The 23,262-nt window shown below is 68.1% G+C and carries 21 protein-coding genes and 2 pseudogenes; 13 read left to right on the top strand and 10 right to left on the bottom strand.

Annotated features, from left to right (window positions below; genetic code table 11):
• Positions 1-214 precede the first annotated feature (214 nt).
• Positions 215-973, bottom strand: a complete 759-nt coding sequence (locus ABD366_RS27355; protein ID WP_324765666.1) for an SDR family NAD(P)-dependent oxidoreductase — start codon at positions 971-973, stop codon at positions 215-217.
• A 149-nt stretch (positions 974-1,122) separates the two neighbouring features.
• On the opposite strand from ABD366_RS27355, the gene ABD366_RS27350 reads away from it, so the two are divergent.
• Both ABD366_RS27350 and ABD366_RS27345 read left to right on the top strand, forming a co-directional pair.
• Positions 1,123-1,758: a TetR/AcrR family transcriptional regulator gene (locus ABD366_RS27350; protein ID WP_324765667.1), complete on the top strand. Its 636-nt coding sequence runs from the start codon at positions 1,123-1,125 to the stop codon at positions 1,756-1,758.
• 300 nt (positions 1,759-2,058) lie between these two features.
• Positions 2,059-2,394 carry a hypothetical protein gene (locus tag ABD366_RS27345; RefSeq protein WP_324765668.1) on the top strand — a complete coding sequence of 112 codons (336 nt, stop codon included), beginning with the start codon at positions 2,059-2,061 and terminating at the stop codon, positions 2,392-2,394.
• Here the strand turns inward: ABD366_RS27345 and ABD366_RS27340 are convergent.
• From ABD366_RS27340 to ABD366_RS27325, 4 genes are all read right to left on the bottom strand, one after another.
• Complete coding sequence (locus ABD366_RS27340; RefSeq protein WP_324765669.1) at positions 2,370-3,527, bottom strand: hypothetical protein; 1,158 nt, start codon at positions 3,525-3,527, stop codon at positions 2,370-2,372. The two genes, ABD366_RS27345 and ABD366_RS27340, sit on opposite strands and share 25 nt — an antisense overlap.
• 169 nt (positions 3,528-3,696) lie before the next feature.
• Positions 3,697-4,632, bottom strand: coding sequence for an ornithine cyclodeaminase family protein (locus tag ABD366_RS27335; RefSeq protein ID WP_344442636.1), 936 nt, complete (start codon positions 4,630-4,632; stop codon positions 3,697-3,699).
• A gap of 80 nt (positions 4,633-4,712) precedes the next feature.
• Positions 4,713-5,975, bottom strand: a complete 1,263-nt coding sequence (locus ABD366_RS27330) for an MFS transporter (RefSeq protein WP_324765671.1) — start codon at positions 5,973-5,975, stop codon at positions 4,713-4,715.
• Positions 5,972-6,982: an iron-containing redox enzyme family protein gene (locus ABD366_RS27325; protein WP_324765672.1), complete on the bottom strand. Its 1,011-nt coding sequence runs from the start codon at positions 6,980-6,982 to the stop codon at positions 5,972-5,974. The genes ABD366_RS27330 and ABD366_RS27325 overlap by 4 nt, the downstream gene beginning before the upstream one ends.
• 385 nt (positions 6,983-7,367) lie before the next feature.
• Here ABD366_RS27325 and ABD366_RS27320 point away from each other — a divergent pair.
• The 4 genes and pseudogenes from ABD366_RS27320 to ABD366_RS27305 form a co-directional block, all read left to right on the top strand.
• Positions 7,368-7,984, top strand: a pseudogene (locus ABD366_RS27320) (transposase); the annotation flags it as partial.
• 717 nt (positions 7,985-8,701) lie between these two features.
• Positions 8,702-10,543, top strand: coding sequence for a protein kinase domain-containing protein (locus ABD366_RS27315; RefSeq protein ID WP_324765673.1), 1,842 nt, complete (start codon positions 8,702-8,704; stop codon positions 10,541-10,543).
• A 568-nt stretch (positions 10,544-11,111) separates the two neighbouring features.
• Positions 11,112-11,954 (top strand): mycofactocin-coupled SDR family oxidoreductase, encoded by an 843-nt coding sequence (locus ABD366_RS27310; RefSeq protein ID WP_324765674.1) that lies wholly within the window; start codon positions 11,112-11,114, stop codon positions 11,952-11,954.
• Positions 11,955-12,005: 51 nt separating this feature from the next.
• On the top strand, positions 12,006-13,664 hold the full coding sequence (locus ABD366_RS27305; RefSeq protein WP_324765675.1) for an amidohydrolase: 1,659 nt from the start codon (positions 12,006-12,008) through the stop codon (positions 13,662-13,664).
• A 260-nt stretch (positions 13,665-13,924) separates the two neighbouring features.
• Here ABD366_RS27305 and ABD366_RS27300 read toward each other — a convergent pair whose 3' ends face one another.
• Positions 13,925-14,344: a hypothetical protein gene (locus ABD366_RS27300; protein ID WP_324765676.1), complete on the bottom strand. Its 420-nt coding sequence runs from the start codon at positions 14,342-14,344 to the stop codon at positions 13,925-13,927.
• Between the two features lie 373 nt (positions 14,345-14,717).
• Positions 14,718-15,902, bottom strand: a complete 1,185-nt coding sequence (locus tag ABD366_RS27295) for an MFS transporter (RefSeq protein WP_324765677.1) — start codon at positions 15,900-15,902, stop codon at positions 14,718-14,720.
• A 150-nt stretch (positions 15,903-16,052) separates the two neighbouring features.
• Between ABD366_RS27295 and ABD366_RS27290 the strand changes: the two genes are divergently transcribed.
• The 3 genes from ABD366_RS27290 to ABD366_RS27280 all read left to right on the top strand — a co-directional run bounded on the left by ABD366_RS27290 (position 16,053) and on the right by ABD366_RS27280 (position 18,417).
• The gene (locus tag ABD366_RS27290) at positions 16,053-16,379 is read left to right on the top strand and encodes an ArsR/SmtB family transcription factor (protein WP_324765678.1); all 327 of its coding nucleotides are present in this window, start codon (positions 16,053-16,055) and stop codon (positions 16,377-16,379) included.
• Between the two features lie 372 nt (positions 16,380-16,751).
• Positions 16,752-17,300, top strand: coding sequence for a GNAT family N-acetyltransferase (locus ABD366_RS27285; RefSeq protein WP_324765679.1), 549 nt, complete (start codon positions 16,752-16,754; stop codon positions 17,298-17,300).
• A 328-nt stretch (positions 17,301-17,628) separates the two neighbouring features.
• Positions 17,629-18,417: a glycoside hydrolase family 113 protein gene (locus ABD366_RS27280; RefSeq protein ID WP_344442632.1), complete on the top strand. Its 789-nt coding sequence runs from the start codon at positions 17,629-17,631 to the stop codon at positions 18,415-18,417.
• Positions 18,418-18,525: 108 nt separating this feature from the next.
• Here the strand turns inward: ABD366_RS27280 and ABD366_RS27275 are convergent, their stop codons facing one another.
• Positions 18,526-19,431 (bottom strand): hypothetical protein, encoded by a 906-nt coding sequence (locus ABD366_RS27275; protein ID WP_324765681.1) that lies wholly within the window; start codon positions 19,429-19,431, stop codon positions 18,526-18,528.
• Positions 19,428-19,772 (bottom strand): PadR family transcriptional regulator, encoded by a 345-nt coding sequence (locus tag ABD366_RS27270; protein ID WP_324765682.1) that lies wholly within the window; start codon positions 19,770-19,772, stop codon positions 19,428-19,430. The genes ABD366_RS27275 and ABD366_RS27270 overlap by 4 nt, the downstream gene beginning before the upstream one ends.
• Positions 19,773-19,949: 177 nt before the next feature.
• On the opposite strand from ABD366_RS27270, the gene ABD366_RS27265 reads away from it, so the two are divergent.
• Complete coding sequence (locus ABD366_RS27265) at positions 19,950-20,783, top strand: DUF4184 family protein (protein ID WP_324765683.1); 834 nt, start codon at positions 19,950-19,952, stop codon at positions 20,781-20,783.
• A gap of 104 nt (positions 20,784-20,887) precedes the next feature.
• Positions 20,888-21,205, top strand: a complete 318-nt coding sequence (locus tag ABD366_RS27260; RefSeq protein WP_324765684.1) for a response regulator — start codon at positions 20,888-20,890, stop codon at positions 21,203-21,205.
• Between the two features lie 221 nt (positions 21,206-21,426).
• Here ABD366_RS27260 and ABD366_RS27255 read toward each other — a convergent pair whose 3' ends face one another.
• Positions 21,427-22,317 (bottom strand): hypothetical protein, encoded by an 891-nt coding sequence (locus ABD366_RS27255; protein WP_324765685.1) that lies wholly within the window; start codon positions 22,315-22,317, stop codon positions 21,427-21,429.
• Between the two features lie 234 nt (positions 22,318-22,551).
• On the opposite strand from ABD366_RS27255, the pseudogene ABD366_RS27250 reads away from it, so the two are divergent.
• Positions 22,552-22,671, top strand: a pseudogene (locus ABD366_RS27250) (transposase); the annotation flags it as partial.
• A 257-nt stretch (positions 22,672-22,928) separates the two neighbouring features.
• Positions 22,929-23,123, top strand: coding sequence for a hypothetical protein (locus tag ABD366_RS27245; RefSeq protein ID WP_324765925.1), 195 nt, complete (start codon positions 22,929-22,931; stop codon positions 23,121-23,123).
• The last annotated feature ends 139 nt before the right edge of the window (positions 23,124-23,262 follow it).

Here is a 23,262-nt window from a genome sequence, read left to right as displayed (position 1 = left end):
GGGCCACTGCGCCGGGCCCGCTTCGGTCAGGTGCTGCGTGACCTGCGCGGCCAGAATCGGGGTGAGGGTCTGGGTGAGGACGGTACGACAGTCGGGAAGCCGGAACGCCAGCTGCTGGGGGCGCCCGTCCGGGCCGCACTCCCCCACCCGGCGTGGCGCGAGCCCTTGTGCCGGGGCGAGAGCGCGGCCGGCCTTGGCACACAACGGTGTCCCGCTAGAGCAGGGCGCCGCCGGAAACCTCGATGCGCTGGGCGGTGACCCAGCGCAGTCCGTCGGAGGCGAGCGTGGCGATGGCGTCGCCGATCTCGGCGGGCTCGCCGACGCGGCCCAGAGCGGTCTGCGCCGCCAGCCCCGCTCGCATGTCGCTGTCATCGCGCATGGCACCGCCGTTGAAGTCGGTGGCGGTCGGTCCCGGTGCGATGGAATTGACCCGGATGCCGCGCGGGCCCAGTTCCAGGGCCAGGGTGCGGCTGAGCACCTCGACGGCGGCCTTGGACGCCGAGTAGACGGCGGTGGCCGGGCTGGTGTGGCGGGTCAGGGAACTGGAGACATTGATGACGCTGGCGGGGTCGGCCATCAGCGGCAACAGTGCCTGGATGAGGAAGAACGTCCCACGGACGTTGGTGTCCATCATCGCGTCGAAGTCCGCGACACCGACCTGCTCCAGGGGGCTGAAGATCCCCACACCGGCGTTGTTGACCAGGATGTCCAGCCGCGTGGCGCCCCACGGCTGCAGCCGCTCGCCGAGCCCGGCCACGAAGGGCGGGAACGAGGCGACGTCGGCGATGTCCAGACGCAGCGCGAGGGCATCGGACCCGGCCGCCCGCACCGCCTCGACCGTCTCCTGCGCCCCGACCCCATCACCCCGGTAGGTGAGGATGACGTTGATGCCCCGCCGCGCCAGGGCCAGCGCCGCGCTGCGGCCCAGCCCCCGGTTGGCGCCGGTCACCAGCGCGATCTTCTTGCTGTCCATGGAACTGCTCCTCGGATGGGATGGGGGAAACGCTGCGGGGCTCACGGCCCGACGCCGGAGGCGAGTCGACCGACTCGCCTCTTCCACCGTAGGTCCGCCCCAGAGGCGAGTCAAGTGACTCGCCTCGTAGTGGCGGGCATACTGGCCCCATGGCAGAAGGACTCTCCGACCACCACCGACAACTGGCGCAGCGGAAGCGGGAGGCGATCACCTCGTCCGCCACCGCCCTTTTCCTCGACCACGGCTACGCAGGGACGTCACTGGCCCGGATCGCCGAGGCGGCCGGGGTGTCGAAGTCCACGCTGTTCAAGCAGTTCCCCACGAAGGCGGCCCTGTTCGAGGCCATCGTGAGCGAGTCGTGGAAGCAGGGGGCCGGTCACGCCTCGACCCCGCCCCCGGCCGGCGACCTGCGTGGGGGCCTGACGGCCATCGGCCGCCGATACGCAGAGCTGGTCGGCCGGCCCGGAATGACGGCCCTGTTCAGGATCGTCATCGCCGAACTGCCGCGCCTGCCCGAACTGGGCAGGATGCAGTTTCAGCTGGGCAAGCTGCCCTACTTCGACTCCGTACGGCTCTACCTGCAAGCCGAGCACGAGGCCGGCACCGCGCGTGTGCCCGACGCGGAGAGCGCCGCCAACCAGTTCCTCGGCATGATCGCCAACTTCGTCCTGTGGCCCCGGATGCTGCTCACCGACTGGAACCCGGCCGCAGACGAGACCGACCAAGCCGTCGACGAGGCCGTGGAGACGATGCTCGCGCGCTACGCCACCGGTCACCACAGGTAGTCGCCCTCGCTCGCGCGCGCGACGCTTCGTGCGGTCAGGTTGACTCCGTCGGGAATCATGAGGTGGCCGAGGTCAACTGCCCAGGGTGCGCCAGAATCTCGGCCGGGGCATCTCGCGCTGGTCGAGGTAGTTCTTGAAAGGCGGTCGGTCACCGGCGCGCGTCCCACAGGACCCCTACGGCCAGGAGGTATCGCGCTACTGCCCTCCCGGGTGGTCAGCGGGACTGTTTCGCTGACCACTCTGAAACAGAGAAGCAGGAGCGGGAACTGCGTAGTCGTGCACGGTGGGGTTTCCCCGGGAGTGCAGCTTCTGGACGGTGTCGGCCAGGGCGAACATTCCCTGTCCCAACCGTTCGATCCGGGCTGCCAGGGCGCCGTCCGGGCCGAGTGCCTGAGCGGCGACGAACCAGGGGACCTCGCCGTCGTCCACGCCTTCGAAACTGACCCCGGCGGCCAGGAGTGCCTTTTCGGCCTCGAGCGCCGCCGGAAGCTGCTGCGCATCGTCAGCCGACCGGTACTGGACACCGTCCAGATCGCGCAGGATCTTCTTCTTGTCTGTCTCCAGCGTGTGTTCGCGCGGTCCTTTCCTGTACGTGGTGCTGCGCCCCGTGTTCAGGCGGGTATGGCGTCCGCGTAGGTCGCGTACTGAAGGATCTTGAGCTGGGCGAGCCAGCCCTCTCCGGCCACGGCCCACATCAGGAGGGGGTAGTGCCATGTCGCGAGGTCCTTGAGTGTCTCGGCGGCTGCCCATCGGTTCCACACATCCGGTTGTCCGGGGGCAGGCGGTCCGACCCGCAGCAGCGCCTCGGCGAGGTCTTCCAGAGGCGCCGTGGCACGTCCTTTGACGAACGGCCGGAACAGGTCATGGACGGCGACCTCGACACGGCAGCCGGCGAGCGCTTGCAGCCAGTTGGTGTCATAGAACGTCTGGCTCGATCCGGAGTGCAGCTCCCGGTAGGCGATCTCGCGTGCGCGGATCGTCGATCTGGAGGCGGTGGCTACGGGCAGCGCCATGTTGGTCACGCCCTCCATCGCGAGGATCTTCGGGGCGATGATCTGATGCCGGCCTACGGTGGTGCCGTGATCCATGGGCAGGCGGCGGCCGTCGCGCAGGTCCACCACGTAGTAGGGCAGCGGATGGTCCGGGGAGAGACTGCGGCTCCCCTGGAGCCGGGCCGCGGTGTTGTAGGCGTCGACGGCGTGGGAACTGCCGCTTCGGAAGATCGGTAGCAGCTTGCCCCCGTCCCCTGTCAGCAGGTCTCGCGCCGCGGAGAGCACCTCGGACCGTGCGCCCACCAGGTCCAGAGCCCGTTCCATACAGGTCCGGAAGTAGTCGAGCAGGGTGTGCCCGGCGTCCGGATCAGGCATGAGGTGCCGCAAACGCCGCAGGGCAGGGCCCTGGTCCTGCGCGCGTGGCAGAGTGCGCACGACCGCCTCTTCGTGACGCGTGATGATCTCAGAGATCCCGGCCGCCGCTTCCGCGAGAGGAACGGCGGTGATGGCACGGTCCGGGCCGGCCAGGCTCCACAGCCCGTGCGTTCGTGAGGTCGTACGCAGGAAGCGGGTGACGTTGGTACCGCGTGCCCTGGCCAGTTCAGCAAGCGGGGTGACACGATCCAGGCCCGCGTAGTCGGCACGCGCCAGCTGCGGATGCAACAAGCCGTCGGGGCAGAACGCCGACAGGGGGCGGCAGTTCGTCCACCCCTTCTTGCTCATCGTTTCCTTACGGACCACTCGGAAGATCGGCTCTTCCTCGTTGCCGCGTTCCACGCCCGCATTGTCGATGTCATCGATGACATAGGTGCCGACTCCGCGGAAGGCGAAGGCAATCGCAAGCGATACGGTCCACGGACTCTGGTAGAGCGCAGTGGGTGGAAAGTCCGCCGGCGAAACCGCTGTGAGGCGCCAGGATTCCGTTTCCGCTGTCATGCTGCCTCTTTCAGGACTGGGGCGCCGTCGCAGGCGGATCCTGCCGTGTGCCCACGAAGTCGAAGTGCGTGCCCAGGGCCGTCGCGTCCGCAGCCTGATAGGCATGCCACGCCAGGGCCAGGTCGAGGAACGGCAGACCGACCGGCGCGTACATGGTGATCTCCTGCGCGCTGCGCCGTCCCGTATATCGGCCCGCCAGCACGTCTCCGAGGGTGCCGACGCTCTGCGGATCCACACCTGAGGCACGCAGAACGCCTCCGGACTCAGTGAGTCCGATGTCGTCCACGAACAGTCGGCAGGCATGTATCAGGTCTGACGCCACCTCCTGCTTCCCCGGCTCGTCGTTGCCCAAGGACGTGATGTGTCTGCCGTCCGGCACATCTGCCCGCTCCAGCAGAGGAGTACGTGACCAAGTGGCCATCACGATGGTCCGCGCCACAGCAACGGTGGCCGCGGGAGTGTCCACGACGGTGGAGGAAACGCCGAGTGCCGCCCACTCCTGCGCCAAGCGCCGTGCTGCGGCCGGGCGTTCGTCGTGAATGACCAACCGGTCGAACCCTGTCAGATGGTGCAGGGCGCGAAGAGTGAGACGTGCTTGCTCGCCCGCTCCAATGACTCCGACGGTCCGCACGGAGCTCTGGTCCTGGTGGGCGAGTTCGACGGTGCCAAGAGCGGCGGACAGCCCGGTACGCCACGCCGTCACCGTGCCGGACTCGAGAACCGCCAGTAGTTGTCCGGTCTGTAGGTCGTGCAGGCAGATCACACCCGAGATCGCCGGCACCGAGGCGGGATATTTGGCATTCACCTTCACCGTGTAAGCGGGCACACCGGGGAGCAGGCCGGGGAATACGGCCGCGATTCGTCCGGGGGCCGGCAAGTCGTGCTGCACTCGCTGGGCGGCCGAGGGGGTGCGATCGTCGGACGCATGGCGGGCCGCGGCGACCATCGCCTGTCGGAGGGTTGCCAGACATGAGGGGACGTCGAGGAGTTGGTGCAGCTCAGCCGCACCCAAGAGCAAGGTCATGTTCACATCGCTGTAGTTTTGCGGCCGACCGCCGTCCAGGCGGTCAGCAAGATTCCGAGGGCCAACACCATCACGCCGGCTGCGAGCAAGGCAATGTCTACAGCCAGGATTCCGTTCAGGAGGAAGTAGGAGACGACACTGCCGAGAAACGACCCGCCGAAAGCGATGGCCCGGCATGCGCCGGAGACCCGGCCGAGGAAGGCGGAAGGCACGTTGGCTTGGCGCATCGCCCGCCAGTAGACCGTGTACACAAGCATCGCGGACACGAACGCTGCTTGCGCGCAGGTGATGAGTACGACGGAGTCACTCAACGCGACGACGGCGACCGAGAGCCCCTGCGCTGCTGTGGACACGCCCATGACGGACATGAAACTCCGAGACGGAGCCTTCCAGGAGAGGAGCAGTGCCACAGCCAACGAGACGGCACCGGCACATGCCATCACCAGACCCACGGTACTGCTGGACGCGTGCACCTGGTCACGCAGCCGGTAGACGACCAGTGGTTCGTAGGCTCCGAAGACCAGGTTGATGACCGTGCTCAGCGCCACCCCGATCCGCAGGGAGCCGCGGCCCTTCAAAAGATGCCGGAGACCGGCCTTCAGGGCGGTGCCGAACCCGTCCGGGAGCGCTTTCCCAAGCGTTGCCGCGCTACGTGCCCTGGTTCGCACGGAGTGGAGCACGAGGAAGGCTCCGATGAACGAGAGGGCGTTCACCAGCAGCGCGTACTGTGGCGCCGTGTGGCCCAGCAGCACTCCTGCCGCCGCCGGCCCGGCAACCACGCATACGGTGCGGGATGCCTCGGTCATCGCATTCGCACGGGACAGGCCCGCGGGTTCCACATACAGGGAGATCGAACTGTCGAAAGCCGCAGCGGCAACGGGGGCGGTCGCGCCCAGCAGAACAGCCGTTGCGGCCAGTCCGGCCAGGTGGACTCCTGTGAGACCGAAGATCGCACACGCTGTGAGGAGGGTGAGAGCCGAGCACAGGTAGCTGATGCGAAGGATCTTCACTCGCTCGGCTCGGTCCGCCACGACCCCGCCCAATACACCCATGACTACCTGCGGAAGCAGCGAACAGGCGTAGAGCAGCGACATCGATCCCGCCGAGGCGCCCGCCTGATAGGCAATCAAGGGCACGGCGAGGGTATAGAACTCGTCTCCGGCAACATTGACCGTGTAGGCAGTCCACAGTCGGACGAACGGCCCGGAAGTCAGCTTCCGAGGATCTGTTGCGGAGGGGGCCTGGGCACCGGCGAACTCGCTCACAGGCTGAAGTAGTCGACCTTCAGTCGCGGGATGTAGTTCGACACGTCCGAGTAGTAGAGGATTATTCCGTCGTTGTACTGGTCGAACGAGTGCTTGAGGTCGTGGAGATTGTTCACCGCTCGATGGGCCTGCACGGCAGGAATGTGGGTGCGGTGCTCCAGTGCCTCCTCAAGAAGGCCCGTATGGTTCGCCTTCACGTCCTCGGCGACGTGGGAGACGAGGGGGGACAGGCAGTCCTTGGGGTAGCCGTACTCTTCGGCGAGTCGCTGTAGCGTCTCGGCGCCCTCGAGGGTCTCTGTACCCCGAGCTTCGAAAAGCTTGGTACACGCGAGGTATCCGAGAGTATCCTCACGGGCGATTTCACAGAGGTTGTTGATCCAGGACCACGTGCCGATGACGGGGTGCGCGTTCTCCACCTCTTCCTTCGACAAGCCCATATTCACCAGGCTGTCCCGGGCCATCCACGCGTGGTCGTACTCCTCGGCGAGGTACTCGGAGAGCAGACGCTTCCAGTGAGGGTCCGTGCAGTGGGCAATCGCCGTGGAGATGTGCCTGCTGGCGGAGTTGATGTAGTGGTACGTCTCCATGATCAGGCCAAGGAAGACCTCGCGCCGGAAGCCCTTGTTCTCCAGCCCTGACCACAGGCGGTGATAGCCGATCTGCTCGGTCCACATCGCCGTGGACTTGTCGATCTGCCGCAGGAAGGCATCAGCGGGGATCTTCTCCAGCGATGCGTCTTCCTGACGGAGGAGGTTCTGCTCCGCGAAGCTCTGCACGATCCCTTGCACATCAGAAACGGCGACGCCGGTTATCTTGGCGATCTCTTCGATGCTGTGACGCCCGTCAAGGTAGCGTTTCAAATTGAGGAAGTCCTTGAGTTCCGCACCGTGCTGCTCAAGCTCGAAGTGCTGATCGCCCACGATCATCAGCACTTTCCCTTGGTTGGGCACGAAGAACGTACAGTGCCGCAGCTGAGGCTTTTGCTCCATGTTCAGCGAAACCGCCATGACTAGATCCTCCGGACAGATTGGTGACGGACCGAGAAGGCGCGGGAGGCGCGTACAGCAACCTCCCGCGCCGTTTCACCGCTTCCCCTGAGGGTCAGCCACAGAGAACAGCGCCGGCGACCTTGCTCATGGTGGGCTTCTGGACGGGCTTGATGGTGATGGACATGTGCAACACCTCTCTGTCGGATCCCGAATAGCCGTCAGGCGAATACCTGGCAGCCCGATCGATCTTGCATCACGCCGCCTGCCATGTACATGTACCCCTGCACCTTTGTCCGGGGGTGCGTCCTTGACGGACGTGCTAGAACACGCGGCTCCCCCAACTCCGGTGTCCGGGCGGGATGGCTGATTCGGAGCGGGTGCGGCTCCAGGCGGTGTTTTCGGGCTGGCTCCGCTGGTCATCGAGCAACGTGGTCGATGAGGGTTCGCGGATTGTGGTGCGGGCACGAACTCCCCTGGGCGCCGCGGTGTGCCGGATGTGCAGGGCTTCGTCGGAGCATGTGCACGGCTACCACCGGCGGACGGTGGCCGATGGGCCGGTCGATGAACGACGGGTGGTGGTCCGTGTGCGGTGCGGCGTCCGGTGTGTCCCACATGCGGCTGCTGCCACACCTTCCGCGAGCAAGTGTCTGGAGTCCTGGACCGATACCAGCGACGCACCACCCGTCCGACGAGGCAAATCAAGGCCGTGATCGCGGAGTTGGCGCGCCGGGCCGGGGCACGTTTGCCGGCGATACTCGCGGCGGACACCTCGCGTCGCGCCTCGACGGCTCCGCGACCTACGCCTTGGCCATCCGCCGTGTCCTGCCCCGCGCGACGCAGATCGGCGACCGGTGGCATCTGTGGCACAACCTGTGCAAAGCCGTCCCGAGCAAGGTCAAGGCGCACAGCACCTGCTGGGCCACCTTGCTGGACGCTCCCATCTATGACGGGCCCCGAGCCCAGACGACGCTGGAACCCCGGCATCACGTCCACGGCCTGCTTGACCAGGGCGTGGGTCTGCGCCTCTTCAGTAGAAACCCGGCACAAGGTCCCTCGGACCCGGTGGGTCAGAGGAGCCCAACAGGTAGTGGAAAAGCGGGCTGTTGCGTTCTGCGGTGGTGAGGCGGTGGGTGAACACGGCGGCGAGTAAACGGGGTTGGGCTCTGACGGGCATGGGGTGGGTCATGCAGCCCTGACGTTCGTTGTGGCGGTCGTGGAGAGCAATGGTGGTGCCGTCGAGTGCGGCGCCTTGGACGCGGGCGGTGTTGAGCTGGCTGGTGGAGACTGCTGTGGTGATGGCCGTGGCGAGGTGGGCGGCGAGGTGGGGCGTGCGGTTCAGGCGACGGGCAACTTGTGTCGCGGTCTCGGTGGGCAGGGCCGGTGGGCGAAATCCGCGGCCCGTGCTCGAATGCGGCCCCGCACGCGACCTCCCGTCCGGTGCCCCGGACAGGCGAAGTCCCTATAAGGTTACGGACGGGGGCAGGGTCGAAGGAGTGCAGGTCAACAGGGGAGTCGGCGCATCGCGGACGGTACCTGCGCGCTCACGGCCGGTGGCGCCGGAAAACCGGCACTCCGCTGCGGAAAGTCTTGGGCACCTGCCTCGTTGTCGCGATCCGTGCCGTGCGGATCCCTGCGTTCGACCTGCCTGGAGGGCGTGTCAAGTGCACCCGTTGGAAGAGTCCGATCCGACACACATCGGTCGCTATCGGCTGCTCGGCCGGCTCGGATCCGGGGGGGATGGGAAGCGTCTACCTCGGACGGACTCCGGGCGGGCGACCCGCCGCGGTGAAGGTCGTCAATACCCATCTCCAGGCCGATCCCGACGCGTTGGACCGGTTCCGGCGGGAAGTGGAGACCCTGGGCACTGTCCGCAACGCGTTCACGGCCGCCCTCATCGACGCCGAAGTCACCACCCCGCCCTTCTGGATGGCGACCGAGTACGTGCCCGGACCGACGCTGGCCGACGCGGTCGACGCCTCCGGGCCGTTCCCCATCGACCTCGCGCGCGCCGTCCTTGCGGCTCTCGCCGAGGGGCTGGCCGACATCCACGTACACGGCGTGCTGCACCGTGACATCAAGCCGCAGAACGTCATCCTCTCGGCCACCGGACCCCAGCTCATCGACTTCGGTATCGCCCGCAGCGAGGCCATGGCCAACATCACGCTGGCAGGTGCCGCCATCGGCACCCCTGGATTCATCGCGCCGGAGACCCTCACCCAGGGCGAGACCGGACCGGCCTCCGATGTCTTCGCGCTGGGCGTCACCATGGCCTACTGCCTCACCGGACGAGCGCCGTACGGCCAGGGCTCGGTGGCCACCGTCTCCTACCGCACCGTGCACGAGGAGATGGACCTCGCGGGCGTTCCTGAGGAAATGGCTCGGTTGATACGGTCCTGCGCCGACAAGGACCCGGCCCGCCGGCCCGAGCCGCAGCGCATCGTGGAGCTGTGCGACAGCGAGATCGACGTCGTGCGGCACCCCGCCTACCAGCGGATCACCGCGTCGACGCCGTCCGGCTCCGAGGAGGACACAGCGGCCGTCGCCGGTGCCGGTCCCCTGCCACCCGGCGCAGTTTCCGCCGCGCCCGCGCCCTCGGCCCCGGGTGGCGCACCCACCGCGCCGGTGGCGCACCCGGCTCCCACGGTCGCCGCCGGTACGCGGTTCCTGCCGCCTCCGACGTACGCGGATCCGGCCGGTGCGTCCGCGACCATGTCCGGGCCCGGCACGCGACCGGCCTGGTACCGCCGCACACCGTTCCTCGCCGTCGGCGCGGTGGCCGTCGTCGCGGTCATCGCGGCGACCGTCGTCGCTCTCCAGAGCTCCGGTTCGGCCGCGGACTCCAAGGAACCGAAGGCGTCCGGGAGTCACAGCGACTCCGACGGCGGTTCGGGGGGCAAGGAACTGCCGCAGTCGCTGACGGTGCGTGGCCGGAAAGTGCTGGAGGCCGGCCAGTCCCTCCGGTCCGCTCATGTGAATCTGGTCATGCAGAAGAACGGCGACCTGGTCTCCTACGACGAGAAAAATCAGCCCACTTGGGCGTCCCGGACGTCCGGCGAGAACCACGAGGCGGTCTTCCAGAAGGACGGCAACCTGGTCGTCTACAACGCCGCCCACGAGGAGGTCTGGGCCTCGAACACCGGCGCCTCCAAGGGGGCGGTCCTCGAACTCCGCACCGATGGCGACGTCGCCATCACCAAGGACGGCCGTGATCTGTTCAGCACCGACACGGTCGCCGGGCTCCCGGAGACGATGTCGGTCCGCGCCCGCAAGACGCTGGAGACCGGTGACTTCCTCCAGACGGCACATGTGAAGCTGGTGATGCAGGAGGACGGCAACCTGGTCGCCTACAGCGACGACCGGCGCCGTTGGGCCTCCGACACGTCCGGCGAGAACTACACGGCGGTGTTCCAGGAGGACGGCAACCTGGTCGTCTACACCGCCGACGACAAGCCGGTATGGGCCACCAACACGGGGTATCCCGAGGGCGGTGCGCTTCTTGAGTTTCGCGCCGACGGTACCGTCGCCATAGCCAAGGATGGGGAGGATCTGTGGAGCAGCGGCAACGGCGGCGGCGAGTGATGCGCTGATCCACGACGCCCATCCTGTCCCTGTTCTCCAGCGCTGCGAGCACGGAACAGCCGTGGAGCTCCTTTGCGCCACCTACTGCACGGTCCGCGTCAACCGGCGAACGCGGGCCACAGTTGCGAATTTTTGATCACGCTCGCCGTGCGGCCGCATCCCGCACGTTGACAGCGGGGCGGGTTGGTCGTAGGCCGGTGGTAGGAGTCAACTGCAAGGCTGCGGGCGGGAGATGACCGCTCGCCGCCCCTGTCCGCCTGCGCCGGGAACCGGCGGCGAGGACGGGAACCGGCGGCGAGGAGAGCACGGATGGTGGCGTGCTCGGGTGCGGGTGCGTTCAGCGAACCGATGCCCTGCCGGCCAGGACGATGACGTGGCCGGCTCCGGCTCTTCCGGGGCTCCTCCGGCTGCGGGTCCGACACGGCGCGCAAGCATCCGCGGTGCGGGTAGACGCATTTCTCGGCGGCTTCGACCGGCCCCTGGCCAGCCCGACCATCGCGCGGTACATCACCCATAAGACTCCGCGCGGCGGGCTCGTCCCGCCTTTTGGATGGCAGGGACTCGCGACATGTCCGATGAGGAAGCGGAACCAGCCCAGGGGCGTCTCGGCGGCAAGGTGGCCTTTGTGACGGGGGCGGCCGGAGGTCTTGGTCGCGATGTCGTGCGCCGGATGGCCGGGGAAGGCGCCGACCTGGTCATCGTGGACATCTGCCGGCCCGTCGACACCGTGCCGTACCCGCTGTCGACGCCGGAGGATCTGAGCGACGCGGTCGGGGAAGTGCGGGACCTGGGCCGCCGCGTTGTGGCGCGGCAGGCGGATGTGCGCGACCGGGACGCCCTGCGGGAGGCCTACGACGCGGGGCTCGCCGAGTTCGGGCAGATCCATGTCGTGGTCGCCAACGCGGGGATCGCACCGCTGCTCGTCAAGGACCAGGTGCAGGCGTGGCATGACGCCATCGACGTCAACCTCACCGGCACCTTCCACACCATCGAAACGGCCATTCCCTCGATGGTCGACGCCGAACAGGGCGGCTCGATCGTGATCGTCAGCTCCACCGCCGGGCTGGTCGGCATCGGCGGGGCCAGCAACGGCGGCCTCGGCTACGCCGCTTCCAAGCACGGCCTGGTCGGGCTGATGCGTACGTACGCCAACAACCTCGCCCCGCACAGCATCCGCGTGAACTCCGTACACCCCACCGGCGTGGCCACGCCCATGGTCGCCGACCCCGTCATGGCCGAGTTCGTCGCCCAGGATCCGATGCTGTCCGCGGGGGCGCCGAACGCCCTGCCGGTGGACGTGATCGAGCCCCTCGACGTCTCCCACGCCATCCTGTGGCTGGCCTCGGACGAAGCCCGCTACGTCACCGGTGTCACGCTGCCTGTCGACGCCGGATTCATCAACCGCCGCTGAGCCGCGCGGTCGCTGAGCCGCGGAGTCTGCGAGCCGGAGGTGCGCCAGCCCATGACCGACAGGTACGCGGACACGATCCTGGTGGGTGGGCACGTCAGGACGGTTTCCGGCCGGGCCGAGGGGCTCGCCGTGCGCGCCGGTGTCATCGAGACGGTAGGCGGCGGCGCGGAGGTGCTCGAACGGCGGGGACCGGACACGCGGGTGATCGACCTGGCCGGGGACACCGTTCTGCCGGGCCTGCACGACCTGCATGTGCACCCGATCTACGCCGGGGTCCGCGAACGCCGCTGCAAGGTCCCCCAGGGCTCAAGCCTGGACCGGACGCTGAGCATCGTCGCCGAGCACGTGGCCCGGGCCGCCCCCGGCGCATGGGTCCTCGGCGGGCAGTGGGACGCGTCCGCGCTCGGCATCAGCCCGGACCGGAGCATGCTCGACGTCATCGCCCCCGACCACCCCGTTGTCCTCGAGGACACCAGCGGCCACAGTTCATGGGTCAACAGCGCGGCACTCAGGGCCGCGGGAATCGGCCCCGGCACACCGGACCCTCCGGGGGGCATCTTCGAGCGGGACGTCGCGGGCTGTCCGAGCGGCATACAGCGCGAGACCGCCGCCGAGCTGCTCGCGGCCTCGGCACCCAAACCTGCCGATGAGGAGGTGGAGGCGGCTCTGGAGTGGGCCCTGGGGGAAATGCTCTCCTACGGGATCACGTCGTTCACCGAGGCCGCGGTCGGGTTCACCGCCGGGCCGCACTCCGAACTGCGCGCCTACACTCGTCTCGCGGCGCGAGGAGCCGTCAGGCAGCGGGTGCGCCTGAGTCTCGTGTGGTCTCCGTACGACCCCGGGTGCGACGACCTGATCGCCATGCGAAACCTCTACGCGAGCGCCCGCATCGCGCCCGACTGCGTGAAAATCTTCCTGGACGGGGTGCCGACGGACAACCACACCGCGGCGATGATCGAGCCCTACGCGGACACGGTGGAGGGCCGGGACGACGAGGTGGGCCGGCACGGGATGCTCGCCGTCGCGCGGGCGGTCCTGAACCAGGCGGTGACCCGGTTCGACCGGATGGGCATCACCGTGAAGTTCCACGCGGCCGGCGACGCGGCGGTCAGGGCGGCGCTCGACGCCATCGAGGCCGCCCGCGCGGCCAACGGGCCCGGTCCCTGCATGCACAACGTGGGGCACTGCACGTTCGTGACGCAGTCCGACATCGGGCGTGCCGCGCGGATCGGCGCCACGTTCGAGGTTTCCCCCTACCTGTGGCGGCCCTCCCCCATCTGCGCCGACATCGCGGCCGCCGTCGGCCCGGCCGCGATCCGGCGCGTATGGCCGGTGCGCGAGATGCTCCAAGGCGGCGCGCTGGTCGTCGCGGGATCGGACTGGTGCGTCGTGCCGTCGGTGAACCCGTGGGCCGCCATCGAGACCCTCGTCACCCGCCGGGAACCGGGAGGCGGCCCCGACTCCTTCGGCCCGGACCAGGCGATCCCCCTGGAGCATGCCTTCGACCTCTTCACGGTCAACTCCGCGCGCCAGGAGGGAATGGCGCACCGGGTCGGACGCATCGAGCCGGGCATGCTCGCCGATGTCATCGTCGTCGACCAGAACCCCTTCGACGTACCGATCACCCAAGTGCACGCCACGCAGGTGAGGATGACGTTCGTCGAGGGCGAGATGGTCTTCCACTCCGAAGGACAACGAGGCCCGAAGTGATGCCGTCGCCACGGCACCGGAAGTTCCCTGCCTGCTGGGCACCAACACCGTCGTGCAGTGGGGCGAGATCAGCGACTTCACAAACGCGCCGGTCGCCGCCTTCAAGAGAACGACCATCACCGCGGTGAAGAAGCCCAGCTGACGGTTCGCAGCCCGGTCACGTCAGGTCAGGACAGGGCGCCGTGCGGTGAGTGCCGCGTCCTCTTCCTGCTGCGATACCGATACCGAGACACGGGCTGCTACCACTTGGTTGTCCGCGACTACTGGACCCGACCGCAGCCGTCGATGACGCCGCCGCTGTGCACGTTGCAGATGCGGAAGCGGACACCGCGGACATTCGTGTCACTTAGATCGCGCGTGAAAGTCCCGCCGGGGTCGACCGCGGCGTAGAAGTTCCAGCTGTGATCCGTGGTGTGTGTCGTCGAGCGCTGCAGGACGCCGGCCGTGAAACCGGTAGGACACTTGGAGGGATGGTTGACGAGCCGGGCACTGCCCCACGTGCGGTACATGTCCAGGCCTGCGCTCGTGAGTTCCCAGCCGTAGGTGCCGGTCACCGTGGTGCATCCGCGGTAGCTTGCGCCGCTGATCGGCCCCTGTGCCGCGCTCGCTGCGGACGGGAGTACCGCAAGGCCGGTGGCCACCGCGGCAGTTCCCAGGATTTTTCCGATGGTGTGAGACACGCTTTCCCCCACATGATTACCGAGTCACTGGCCCGCTTGTTTGCGGGGCAGATCAGAGCTTGCGAGGGCGAGCTGACGGAGGTCCAGAGGAGTTGCCTGTCCCGGACAGTCAGCTGTCCGTCCGACCTGGTCGGGGTCTTGTCCGGATTTCTGTCCGGCCGCGTGCGATGCGGGCGTGCCCGGTCAGCCTGTCGACTTCGACCCCGACGCACATCTCCCTGCTGACGGTCTTCACCATCTGGACGAAAGCCCCGCCCTGCAAGTTGTGTTCCTCGATCGAGCATGGATGTAGCTCTCCTCCGGTGAGCCCTTTCGTGCTCGGTCGTTGCTTATCGCGGCGGTTTGCCGAGGTGGGCAGCTTCGAGGTCACCGGTCAGTCGGCCTCGCTCATCCGGGGCGCCTCAGCCGTCGACGCCGCCGTCACCGCAGACTGTCCTCCTCGACGCCCCAGTACGCGCTCGACGACCACGGCGGAGACGCAGAGAAGGGCGGCGAGCACGGAGAAGACGGGGAAGATCGCAGTGTCGCTCCAGACCGTGGCGCCGATACCGACGAGGAGCGTGGGCGTGATGAGCGCGCCGTACGCGAGCAGGTAGAACATGGACATGACAGCTCCGCGCCGCTCGGCGGGAATGTGAGCGGTCAGGTGGCGCAGGGAGCCGCCGAAGGCGAGCCCGTAGGCGCCGCCCTGGAGTGCGACGGTGACGATGATGACGCCGGCGTTGCCGGTCGCGAAGCCGGCCACCCCGGCCAGCATGAGCACGGCGAGCGCCGTGTCGCCGACGAGTGCGACCGTGCGGGCCGGGTAGCGCGCGCTGACGACCTGGGCGCAGGCGGCGGCCAGGGCCACGGCCGCAATGACGACACCGCCGAAGAAGGGTCCGTCAACATGCGCCGCGTGGGCGGCGATCGAGGGTTCCAGCGAGAAGCAGACCCCGAGCACGGCCCAGGCGGCTCCGGCGCCGATCACCGCGAAGACGAAGCGTCCACGGATCTCCTTGGGCACGTGCGGACGAGGGATTCCCAGAGGCGCGGCCCCGACCGAGGGGTGCGGCTCCCGCATCACCAGGAGGAGGACGAACAGGACGAGGGCGATGAACGCGTCGGCGAGGTAGGGCAGGAGCAGGGGGTGGAAACCGGTCTGGGCGAGGCCCGCCGTACCGAGCGCGGCAGCGGCGATGCCGACGTTGAACGCGATGGCGGTGAGAGTCCCGCTGCGGGCCGCCCGCTCGGGGCTCACGTCCAGCAGAGCAGCCCCGCCGACGACGACGATCGCGCCGATCCCCAGGCCGTTGAGCATCCGCGCCACGACGAGATGTCCGGGACCCGCGGCGAAGACGAAGACGGCCAGCCCGGCGAGCAGCAGCAGGACGGCGACGAGAAGCACGGGCCGACGGCCGTACCGGTCGGACAGAGCCCCGGAGAGGAGGATCGCGACGACCGCGACGGCCCCGTACGCGGCGAAGATGACGGTGGTGAGGAAGGGCGGGTAGTCCCATTTCTCGGCATACAGGGAGTAGAGCGGCGAGGGGATGGCGGACGTCGCCTGCCCGAGCATGAGAAGAACGAGGAGGGTCGCATAGCTCCATGGCTGGGGACGTCGCCCCGGGGAAAGTGCCGGCACAAGGACTCCTGGGAAGTATGATGTGTGTCGTACTTCGTGGATGCTAGGGAGAAGTACGATGCACGTCAAACTTGGAGTCGTCTGATGCCGCCCTGGGAGACCCCCTCCGACCAGCTGCCGCCCGTCGCCCCGGTCCAGAAACTGCTGCGCGCACTCGCGGATCCCGTACGCCTGGAAATGGTCCGCCGACTGGCCGTGGACCCCGCCGCCGAAGCCCCCTGCTCGGACCTCTACGAGGGCCTGAACAAGTCCACCGCGACCCACCACTTCAAGATCCTGGTCGAGGCGGGCGTTTTCCACCCGGTCATGGTCGGGCCTTCGCGCGGGCACCGCCTCCGCCGCACCGCCCTCCAAAAGGCCGCGCCGGGTCTACTGGACGCACTGATGGCGGCCATGGAGCTAGAGGGCTGACGGCCTCCCCAGCCGGTCGGCACGTTGCCGGTGTCCACACGACGGCGCCGATGGCGCTGCCGATCAGGGCAGGGGAACCCACGCTCCGGCAAGCAGTGCCAGGGCGATCCCGGTGGCCCGCCGCGAGAGTCCACGGTCGGCACGACCAGAAACGTGGCCCCTGCCCCACCTCGGTCCGTCTCGGTCCGTCTCGGTCCGTCTCGGTCCGTCTCGGCCCTCGGTCCGTCTCGGTCTGCCGTGTCGAAGCCTCATCCTCGGTCTGCCGTGTCGAAGCCTCATCGTTGCCGGGCACAGCACCCTCTCCACAGCTCAACGGCAGCCGGCGTTTCGGTGAGTTCGAGCGGTCCGATCCCCCCTGCTTAACTGGCCGGCATGACCGACCTCGGACCCATTGCCTGGCCGCCCGCCCCGATCGCGACCGAGAGGCTCGTGCTCCGTGAGCCCGCGGTCCGGGACCGCAAGGCGTTCATCGATCTGCTGGCGTCGCCGGAAGTGCACACCTACCTCGGCGGCCCCCGGCCGCGTGACGAGCTTGAACTCGAATTGCCCCCGGTGCCCGAGTGCTGGCCGGGGAGTTTCGTCATCGAGCTCGACGGGGCGATGATCGGCCAAGTCCTCCTCAGGAGAGCTGCGGAACATCATCGTCCGGCCGCCGTGGGGAAGGCTGATCTCGGCTACCTGTTCCTGCCACAAGCGTGGGGTTTCGGATACGCCACCGAGGCATGCGCGGCTGCCCTTGACTGGTTCGATGACGTTCTTCCTGGCGAGCCGGTGGTACTCGCAACCCAGACCGCCAACGTCAACTCGATGCGCCTCGCGGCAAAGCTGGGGTTCGCCGAAGTGGAGCGGTTTCGGGCCTGGAACGCTGAGCAGTGGCTCGGCATGCGGCCCGCAGCCACGCCGTCGGGCCTTGACCCCTGATCCGAGTTTTCGGCGACGTCACCTTTGGCAGCCGCCCTCTGGCCAAGGACCCCGAGCGCGGCTTTGACTTGCTCGAACACGGCAACGGCAGCGAAGGGACACAGACGTGCGCGCACGGGGCATCAACTACGACACAGGGTTCCTCCCAGGGGAAGAACTCTCCCGCAAGGGCTTCACCCCTGGGACGGTCCGGCACGACATGGCGGTGATCTCCGGAGATCTCCACTGTGACGCCGTTCGTATCTCGGGACGAGAGCCCGAACGGCTGAGCCTCGCCGCAAGACACGCTGCAGACGCCGGCCTCGAGGTCTGGTTCGCCCCCTTTCCCGTGGACCTTCCCCGCGACCAGTTGCTCCCGTTCTTCGCCGACTGCGCCGCCCGGGCCGAAGCCGTACGGGAGGCCGGCGCCGATGTGGTGTTCGTCGCCGGCTGCGAGATCAGCGCGTTCTGCGGTGGTTTCCTCCCTGGCGACACCTATGGCGACCGTATGCGGGCCATGGCCGGCGCCGACATGGAGTGGTGGTCCTCCCTGGGACCGGTGCAAGAACGCCTCAACGACTTCCTCTCCCAGGTCGCCGCGACCGTCCGTACGCACTTCGGCGGGCAGGTCACCTACGCATCGGCTCCCTGGGAGTCCGTCGACTGGGGCGCGTTCGACCTCGTCGGCGTCGATGCCTACCGGGCCGCCTACAACGCCGACAGCTTCCGTGACGAGCTGCGCGGGCACCTCGCCCACGGCAAACCGGTCGCGGTGACCGAGTACGGAACCTGCGCGTACCAGGGCGCGGGAGAACGTGGCGGCATGGCCTGGCAGGTGCCGCACGGCGCGGTCCCGGACGAAGACGAGCAGGCGCGCTACCTCACCGAATTGTTGGACATTTTCGAGGAGGAAGGCGTGGACACCGCGCTCTGGTTCACCTTCGCCGGTTACAGCAGGCCCGGGGAGCAAGACCTTGGCTCCTACGGTGTCGTCAGGATGCTCGACGAGAAGCGCTGGGAACCGAAGAAGGTGTTCCACACGATGGCAGCCAGATACCAACGCGGCTCCGCTGACCAGCATGAGCACCCCGAACGACCGTCACACCAGCTCTTTGACCTGCGTCTTCAAGCTGACTGAGGCCCACTGCCTACCGCATCGGTGCGCACGTTCCTCCGTACACCAAGGACCCCGTCACCACGCTGGTGCTCAAGGACGACGCCGTAGTCTCGTACGGCGCAGCTGATCTCAACGCTTGGCGACGGCCCGTCGGCCTCTGCGCAGGACCGTGGGGGCGGCGGTGAGCGTGAGCAGCACGGCGCAGCACGCCAGCAGCGGTGTCGTCACCTGCCCGCCCATGGTGTAGCCGTGGGCGATCAGCAGTGGACAGGACGGCAGTGCTGCCATGGCACTCGCGAGCCCGGGCGACGGGGTGCGCAGCGTCTTGCAGAGCCCGGGCGACGGGGTGCGCAGCGTCTTGCAGAGCCCGGCCGCCAGCAGCACGCACAACGGCCAGTAGCCGTAGTCGGTGCTGACGGGGACCGCCCCGGCGTAGACCGCAGTCAAGGGCAGCCAGATCGCGGCTGCCACTCCCCCGGCGGCAGGCATCAATGTGGCCGAGGGCGGCAGATCAGGTGGGCATGCGAGCACGGCTATGGCGGTGAGAGCACACGCCGCCGGGGTCACGACCGGGTCGGCGAAGGCCGGACCGCTGGCGTAGGCCGCGCCCGCGTAGCCGAGCAGACCCACAGCAGCGAGCCGCGAGCCCCAGCGCCACCACCGCGCCAGCGCGACGGCGGCGCCCCCGCACACCAGGAGCGCGCAAAGGGCCATCGCAGTCCAGGTGTCGACGGCCATCGGCACATGTCCGGGAGAGGAGGCCCACCCGACGTACACGCGACTCAGATGCAGGCCGCAGACGGCCGCCGCTGCGGCCAGGGACAGCAGCGCCGCGGCGGGCGCGATGCGTCCGGCCGGGTCGCTGGACGTCAGCCGCAGACGCGTGCGCAGTGCGTGCGCGGCGATGTCCGCCGCCTCCCGCACCCGCGCGGCCGGCGAAGCACCAGCCGTCGCCTCGTCGTAGGCGTCCCGCAGCTCCGCGCCGAAGTCGTCGCGGTACGTTCGCGGGTAGAGCCGCAGAACGTAGCCGATCACGCCGTGGCTCCGGCTTCGCCGACTGCCAGGCCGAGTCGCCTCCGTGCCTCGCGGGCCGAGTCCGCAAGCCGTTGCGCTTCCTGGGCCAGGCGGGCCCGCCCCGCCGCGGCGAGGGTGTAGACGCGGCGGTTGCGCCCGTCCACCACTTCCTCGTGGTGCACTTCGATCAGTCCGTCGTTCGCCAGCCGTTCCAGCGCGCTGTACAGCGTGCCGGTCCGCAGCACGACCCGCCCCTGAGAGATCGACTTCACCTCCTGCGCGATGGCGTAGCCGTGCCGGGGTTCGTCGGCCAGGGCAGTCAACACCATCAGGGTCGGCTCCTGCATCACGCGCTCACTCATACGAGCAACATATGCCGTTCATCTACGTAAGAGGAACCTGCGCGCTCCTGACGGGCATCGACGCCTCTACTCCCCTCGTCCCGCCATAGTCTGTTCATCGGCATATACACTTCGGTGGAGCATCCGGCCGTCAGGTCTGGTGCGGCCCGCCGCCGTCTTCCACCGTGAAGGTCCACGATGCCGTTCACCCTGTCCCACCCCGCAGCGGTCCTGCCACTCCTTCGACGGCGACCCCTCGCGGCCTCCGCACTGATTGCCGGATCTCTGGCCCCGGACATGCCGTATTTCGCCGCGAGCACTGGCATCCCGGTCAACGCCCAGTCCTGGTACGAGCCTCTGCTGAACGCCACCACCTCGCACTCGCCGGCCGGGATGGTCACCGTCGCCCTGCCGTACGCACTGACGCTGTACGGACTGCAACGGGCCCTCCGTCGTCCCCTCAAGGCGTTGCTGCCGTCCCGCGCACCCGACGCTCGGTCCCAGCCCGTTCCGCCACCGCCCCGCGAGCGAGAAACGTCGGCCGGAGGAGGATGGCGGTCGGTGTTGTGGGTGCCGCTCTCCTTGCTGATCGGCATAGCTACCCATCTGGTGTGGGACTCCTTCACCCATGGCGACGGCTACGCCGTGTCCCGCCTGGCCCTCCTGCGAGACCCGCTGGTCGGGGACCTGACGTGGGCCCGAGCCCTGCAACACGTGAGCACGGTCGCCGGCTTGGCGGCCCTTGCGGTGCATCTATGGCGACGCCGCCCACGACCTGACGGCCACGGGGGCGCAGGGCGGCCGGCTTCACGGAGGGTGCGCGCAACCCGGTGGACCTTCGCCCTGATCGCCATAGCGGGCATCGTGGACGGCGGGCGCAGGAACCTGGCGGACGCGCATGAACTGACACGCGCCCAAGCAGCCGAAAGCCTCCTGTCCGGCGCCGCGAAGGAGGCGGGCGCCGTCCTGATCGCGGCACTGCTTCTCTACGCGGTGGTGTGGTGGAGCCGACAGGCGCGCACTGCCCTCTGAACGGGTCAGCGTCAGCCGTTCGCCGCGCCTTCCGAGGTTTGGCACCACGGGGAACAGTCCTGGCATCAGATCGTCTCAGCCGGGCCCGACGCGTGGCGGTGCTCATGGCGACCACCTTCGACCTGGAGGACTACGTGTTCGGCACGCTCGAAGCCGGGGCCGTCGGCTTCCTCCTGAAGGACGCCGCACCGGACGACCTCGTCGACGCCGTCCGCCGCCCCACCGACGACCACGGCCTGCTCGACCAGGCCGTCGCCGGGCGGGTCATCGCCGAGTTCGCCCGCCGCCGCACACCCCTGGGCGACGGGCCGCACACCCTCGGGCGACGGGCCGCTCCCGCCCGGCCACGCGCTCACCGGCCGTGGATCCGAGGTGCTCCTACCGCAGTGGACGAAAACGGCACTGGACGGCGAGCACAATGACGACCCGGCGTTCTGCGGCGCAGTGCGTAAGGAGCCTTGCCACGCGACGAGATGCCCACAGTTCTCCGGGAGGATCTGGCCTCCCGTGTCCCAGGCAAGTGTGAGCACAGCAGGTCAGGGCCCTTCCACTCCTCCTGGCAGAACCGGGCCTCGCTGACGGCGGTTCGCGTGTGCGGATCGCTGGACGGTGCCGCGTTCTCAGCTGGGCGGAGGGAATGACTTCACTCGATGAAAACCTTCACGGAGTCGGCGCTTCCGCCGTTTCGGTTGACGCCGATGAAGAAGTCGCCCCCAATGTGGGTAACATCTTCGATCTCGTCGGTCAGGCCGTTCCCCGGAATTCCGATATCGCTCTCCACGTCACCTCCGGACCAGTTGTACTGGTACACCCAGTTCCACCCGGTATCGGGCGTTGAAGTTGTGATGGACTTGGTGTTCCAGATGTAGTTCTCGGAGCAGTCCATGCCCTGGTCGGAACGATTGTCATGACTCGTCAGGTTGCTCTTCACCAGCGTCCATCCGCTCGTCAGCGAACCGGCACCGGGATGGGTCCACAGGTTGCCCAAGCGGCGGGCAGCATATTTGCCGGCTCCGTCGGCCGCCGTCGCGCTGTAGCAGAGGCCGCTGATATTGCCGATGGGCAGATGGACCACCTCGCTTGCGCCAACAGATCCCGACGAGTCCAGGTGAATGACCGTCACATCGGCGCTCGGGTAAGCCGATTGACTTCCTTGGGTGGCAATCAGGGCAGCACCCTGGCCCCGATAGTCCGGATGGTAGGCGAGGTCGTTGCCGTGGCCGAGTGCGGGTATGGAGGTCGGCGCCCCGGCGCAGGTCCAGCTGGCACCGTCCCAGGTCGAGCCGTCGCGCAACCATCTGGACAGGACCGGCTCCGCCCCGCCCGCCTTGGTGAAAATGATGTAGAGCTGGCCGCCCGACCCCGCGACCATGCCTTGCATGACGGTGCGGCCCGCCCTGCATGCACTGCTGTTCGGGATGTTCAGCCGTTCCGCCCCACTCCTGTCCGTAGCGGCGTGGGCGGACGTTGTCGAGGCAGTGGCGATTCCGGTCAAGAGTGCCAGCACGGACGCGAAACTCTGTAGTTTCTTCACTCGATGCCTCCCCTTTGTGGATAAGGGGAGGAGGCTAACATTTGACGTGCACCTTGCATCCGAGATGGCGTTAACTCGCTCTGCAATCAGGGGCTGTGACAGCCAGTCAGTCACGCGCGCAGGGCACATCGTTCAAGTCTGAGAGGTCGTCAAGTCCGATCTTCCATGGTTCGTGATCGCTCGATCGTGGTACTGATCTTCACGCACGCCGCCTACTCGACATAGCAGGACCGGGTGGCACGGTCAGCGACCAGGGATCCCGGAGCGTGCGACCTGCGGGAGGTCGTGAACGCGATCTTCCATCAGAAACGGACGGGCTGTCGGTGGCGCTACCTACCCCACGGCCTCCCGGCCTGGTCGGCGGTGTTCTACTGCTTCGGCCCGTGGCGCCAGGACGTTCTCGACCAGCGGATCTGCGAACTCCTGCGCTGCCAGGTGCGGGAGAGAGCGAAGCGATTTGAGGCCCCGCCCTTCATGATCATCGACACCCGGTCCCTCCGCGCGGCCGCGGGTGTCCCGAGGACCACGACAGGACTGGACGCCGACAAGAAGGCCTCGGGCCGCAAGCGGAGACTGGCGGGCGACGTTCTGGGCCGATCACTGGCGTCGTCATGCCGGCCGCATCGGCCCACGACAACACGGCCGGCACCATCCTGCTCGATCAGGCTGCCGAGCGGTGCGGAATGCGCCTGGAGGAGGCATTGGTGGACCAGGTCTTCAAGGACGAAGTCCTCATCCACGGAACACTGTTGAACGTCGGCGTCGAGGTCGTCCACGGCCGCCCCGACGATCAGAGGGCCCGCTGAATGGTGCCGTCCAGGGCACTGTTCGCGTCGGTGACGGTCTCCAGGCCTCCGGACACCAGGCCCCCTCCCGGTACCAGTCGCTCAAGTCCCCACAATGAGCCGCTCTCTCGCTCTCACGTCACCGAGAAATTCTTCGAGG

Origin of the sequence: Streptomyces kunmingensis (assembly GCF_039533535.1) — a bacterium.
Taxonomy (GTDB): Bacteria; Actinomycetota; Actinomycetes; order Streptomycetales; family Streptomycetaceae; genus Streptomyces; species Streptomyces kunmingensis.
The sequence above is the reverse complement of the archived record's forward strand: the minus strand, read 5'-3'. Positions and strand labels throughout refer to the sequence as shown.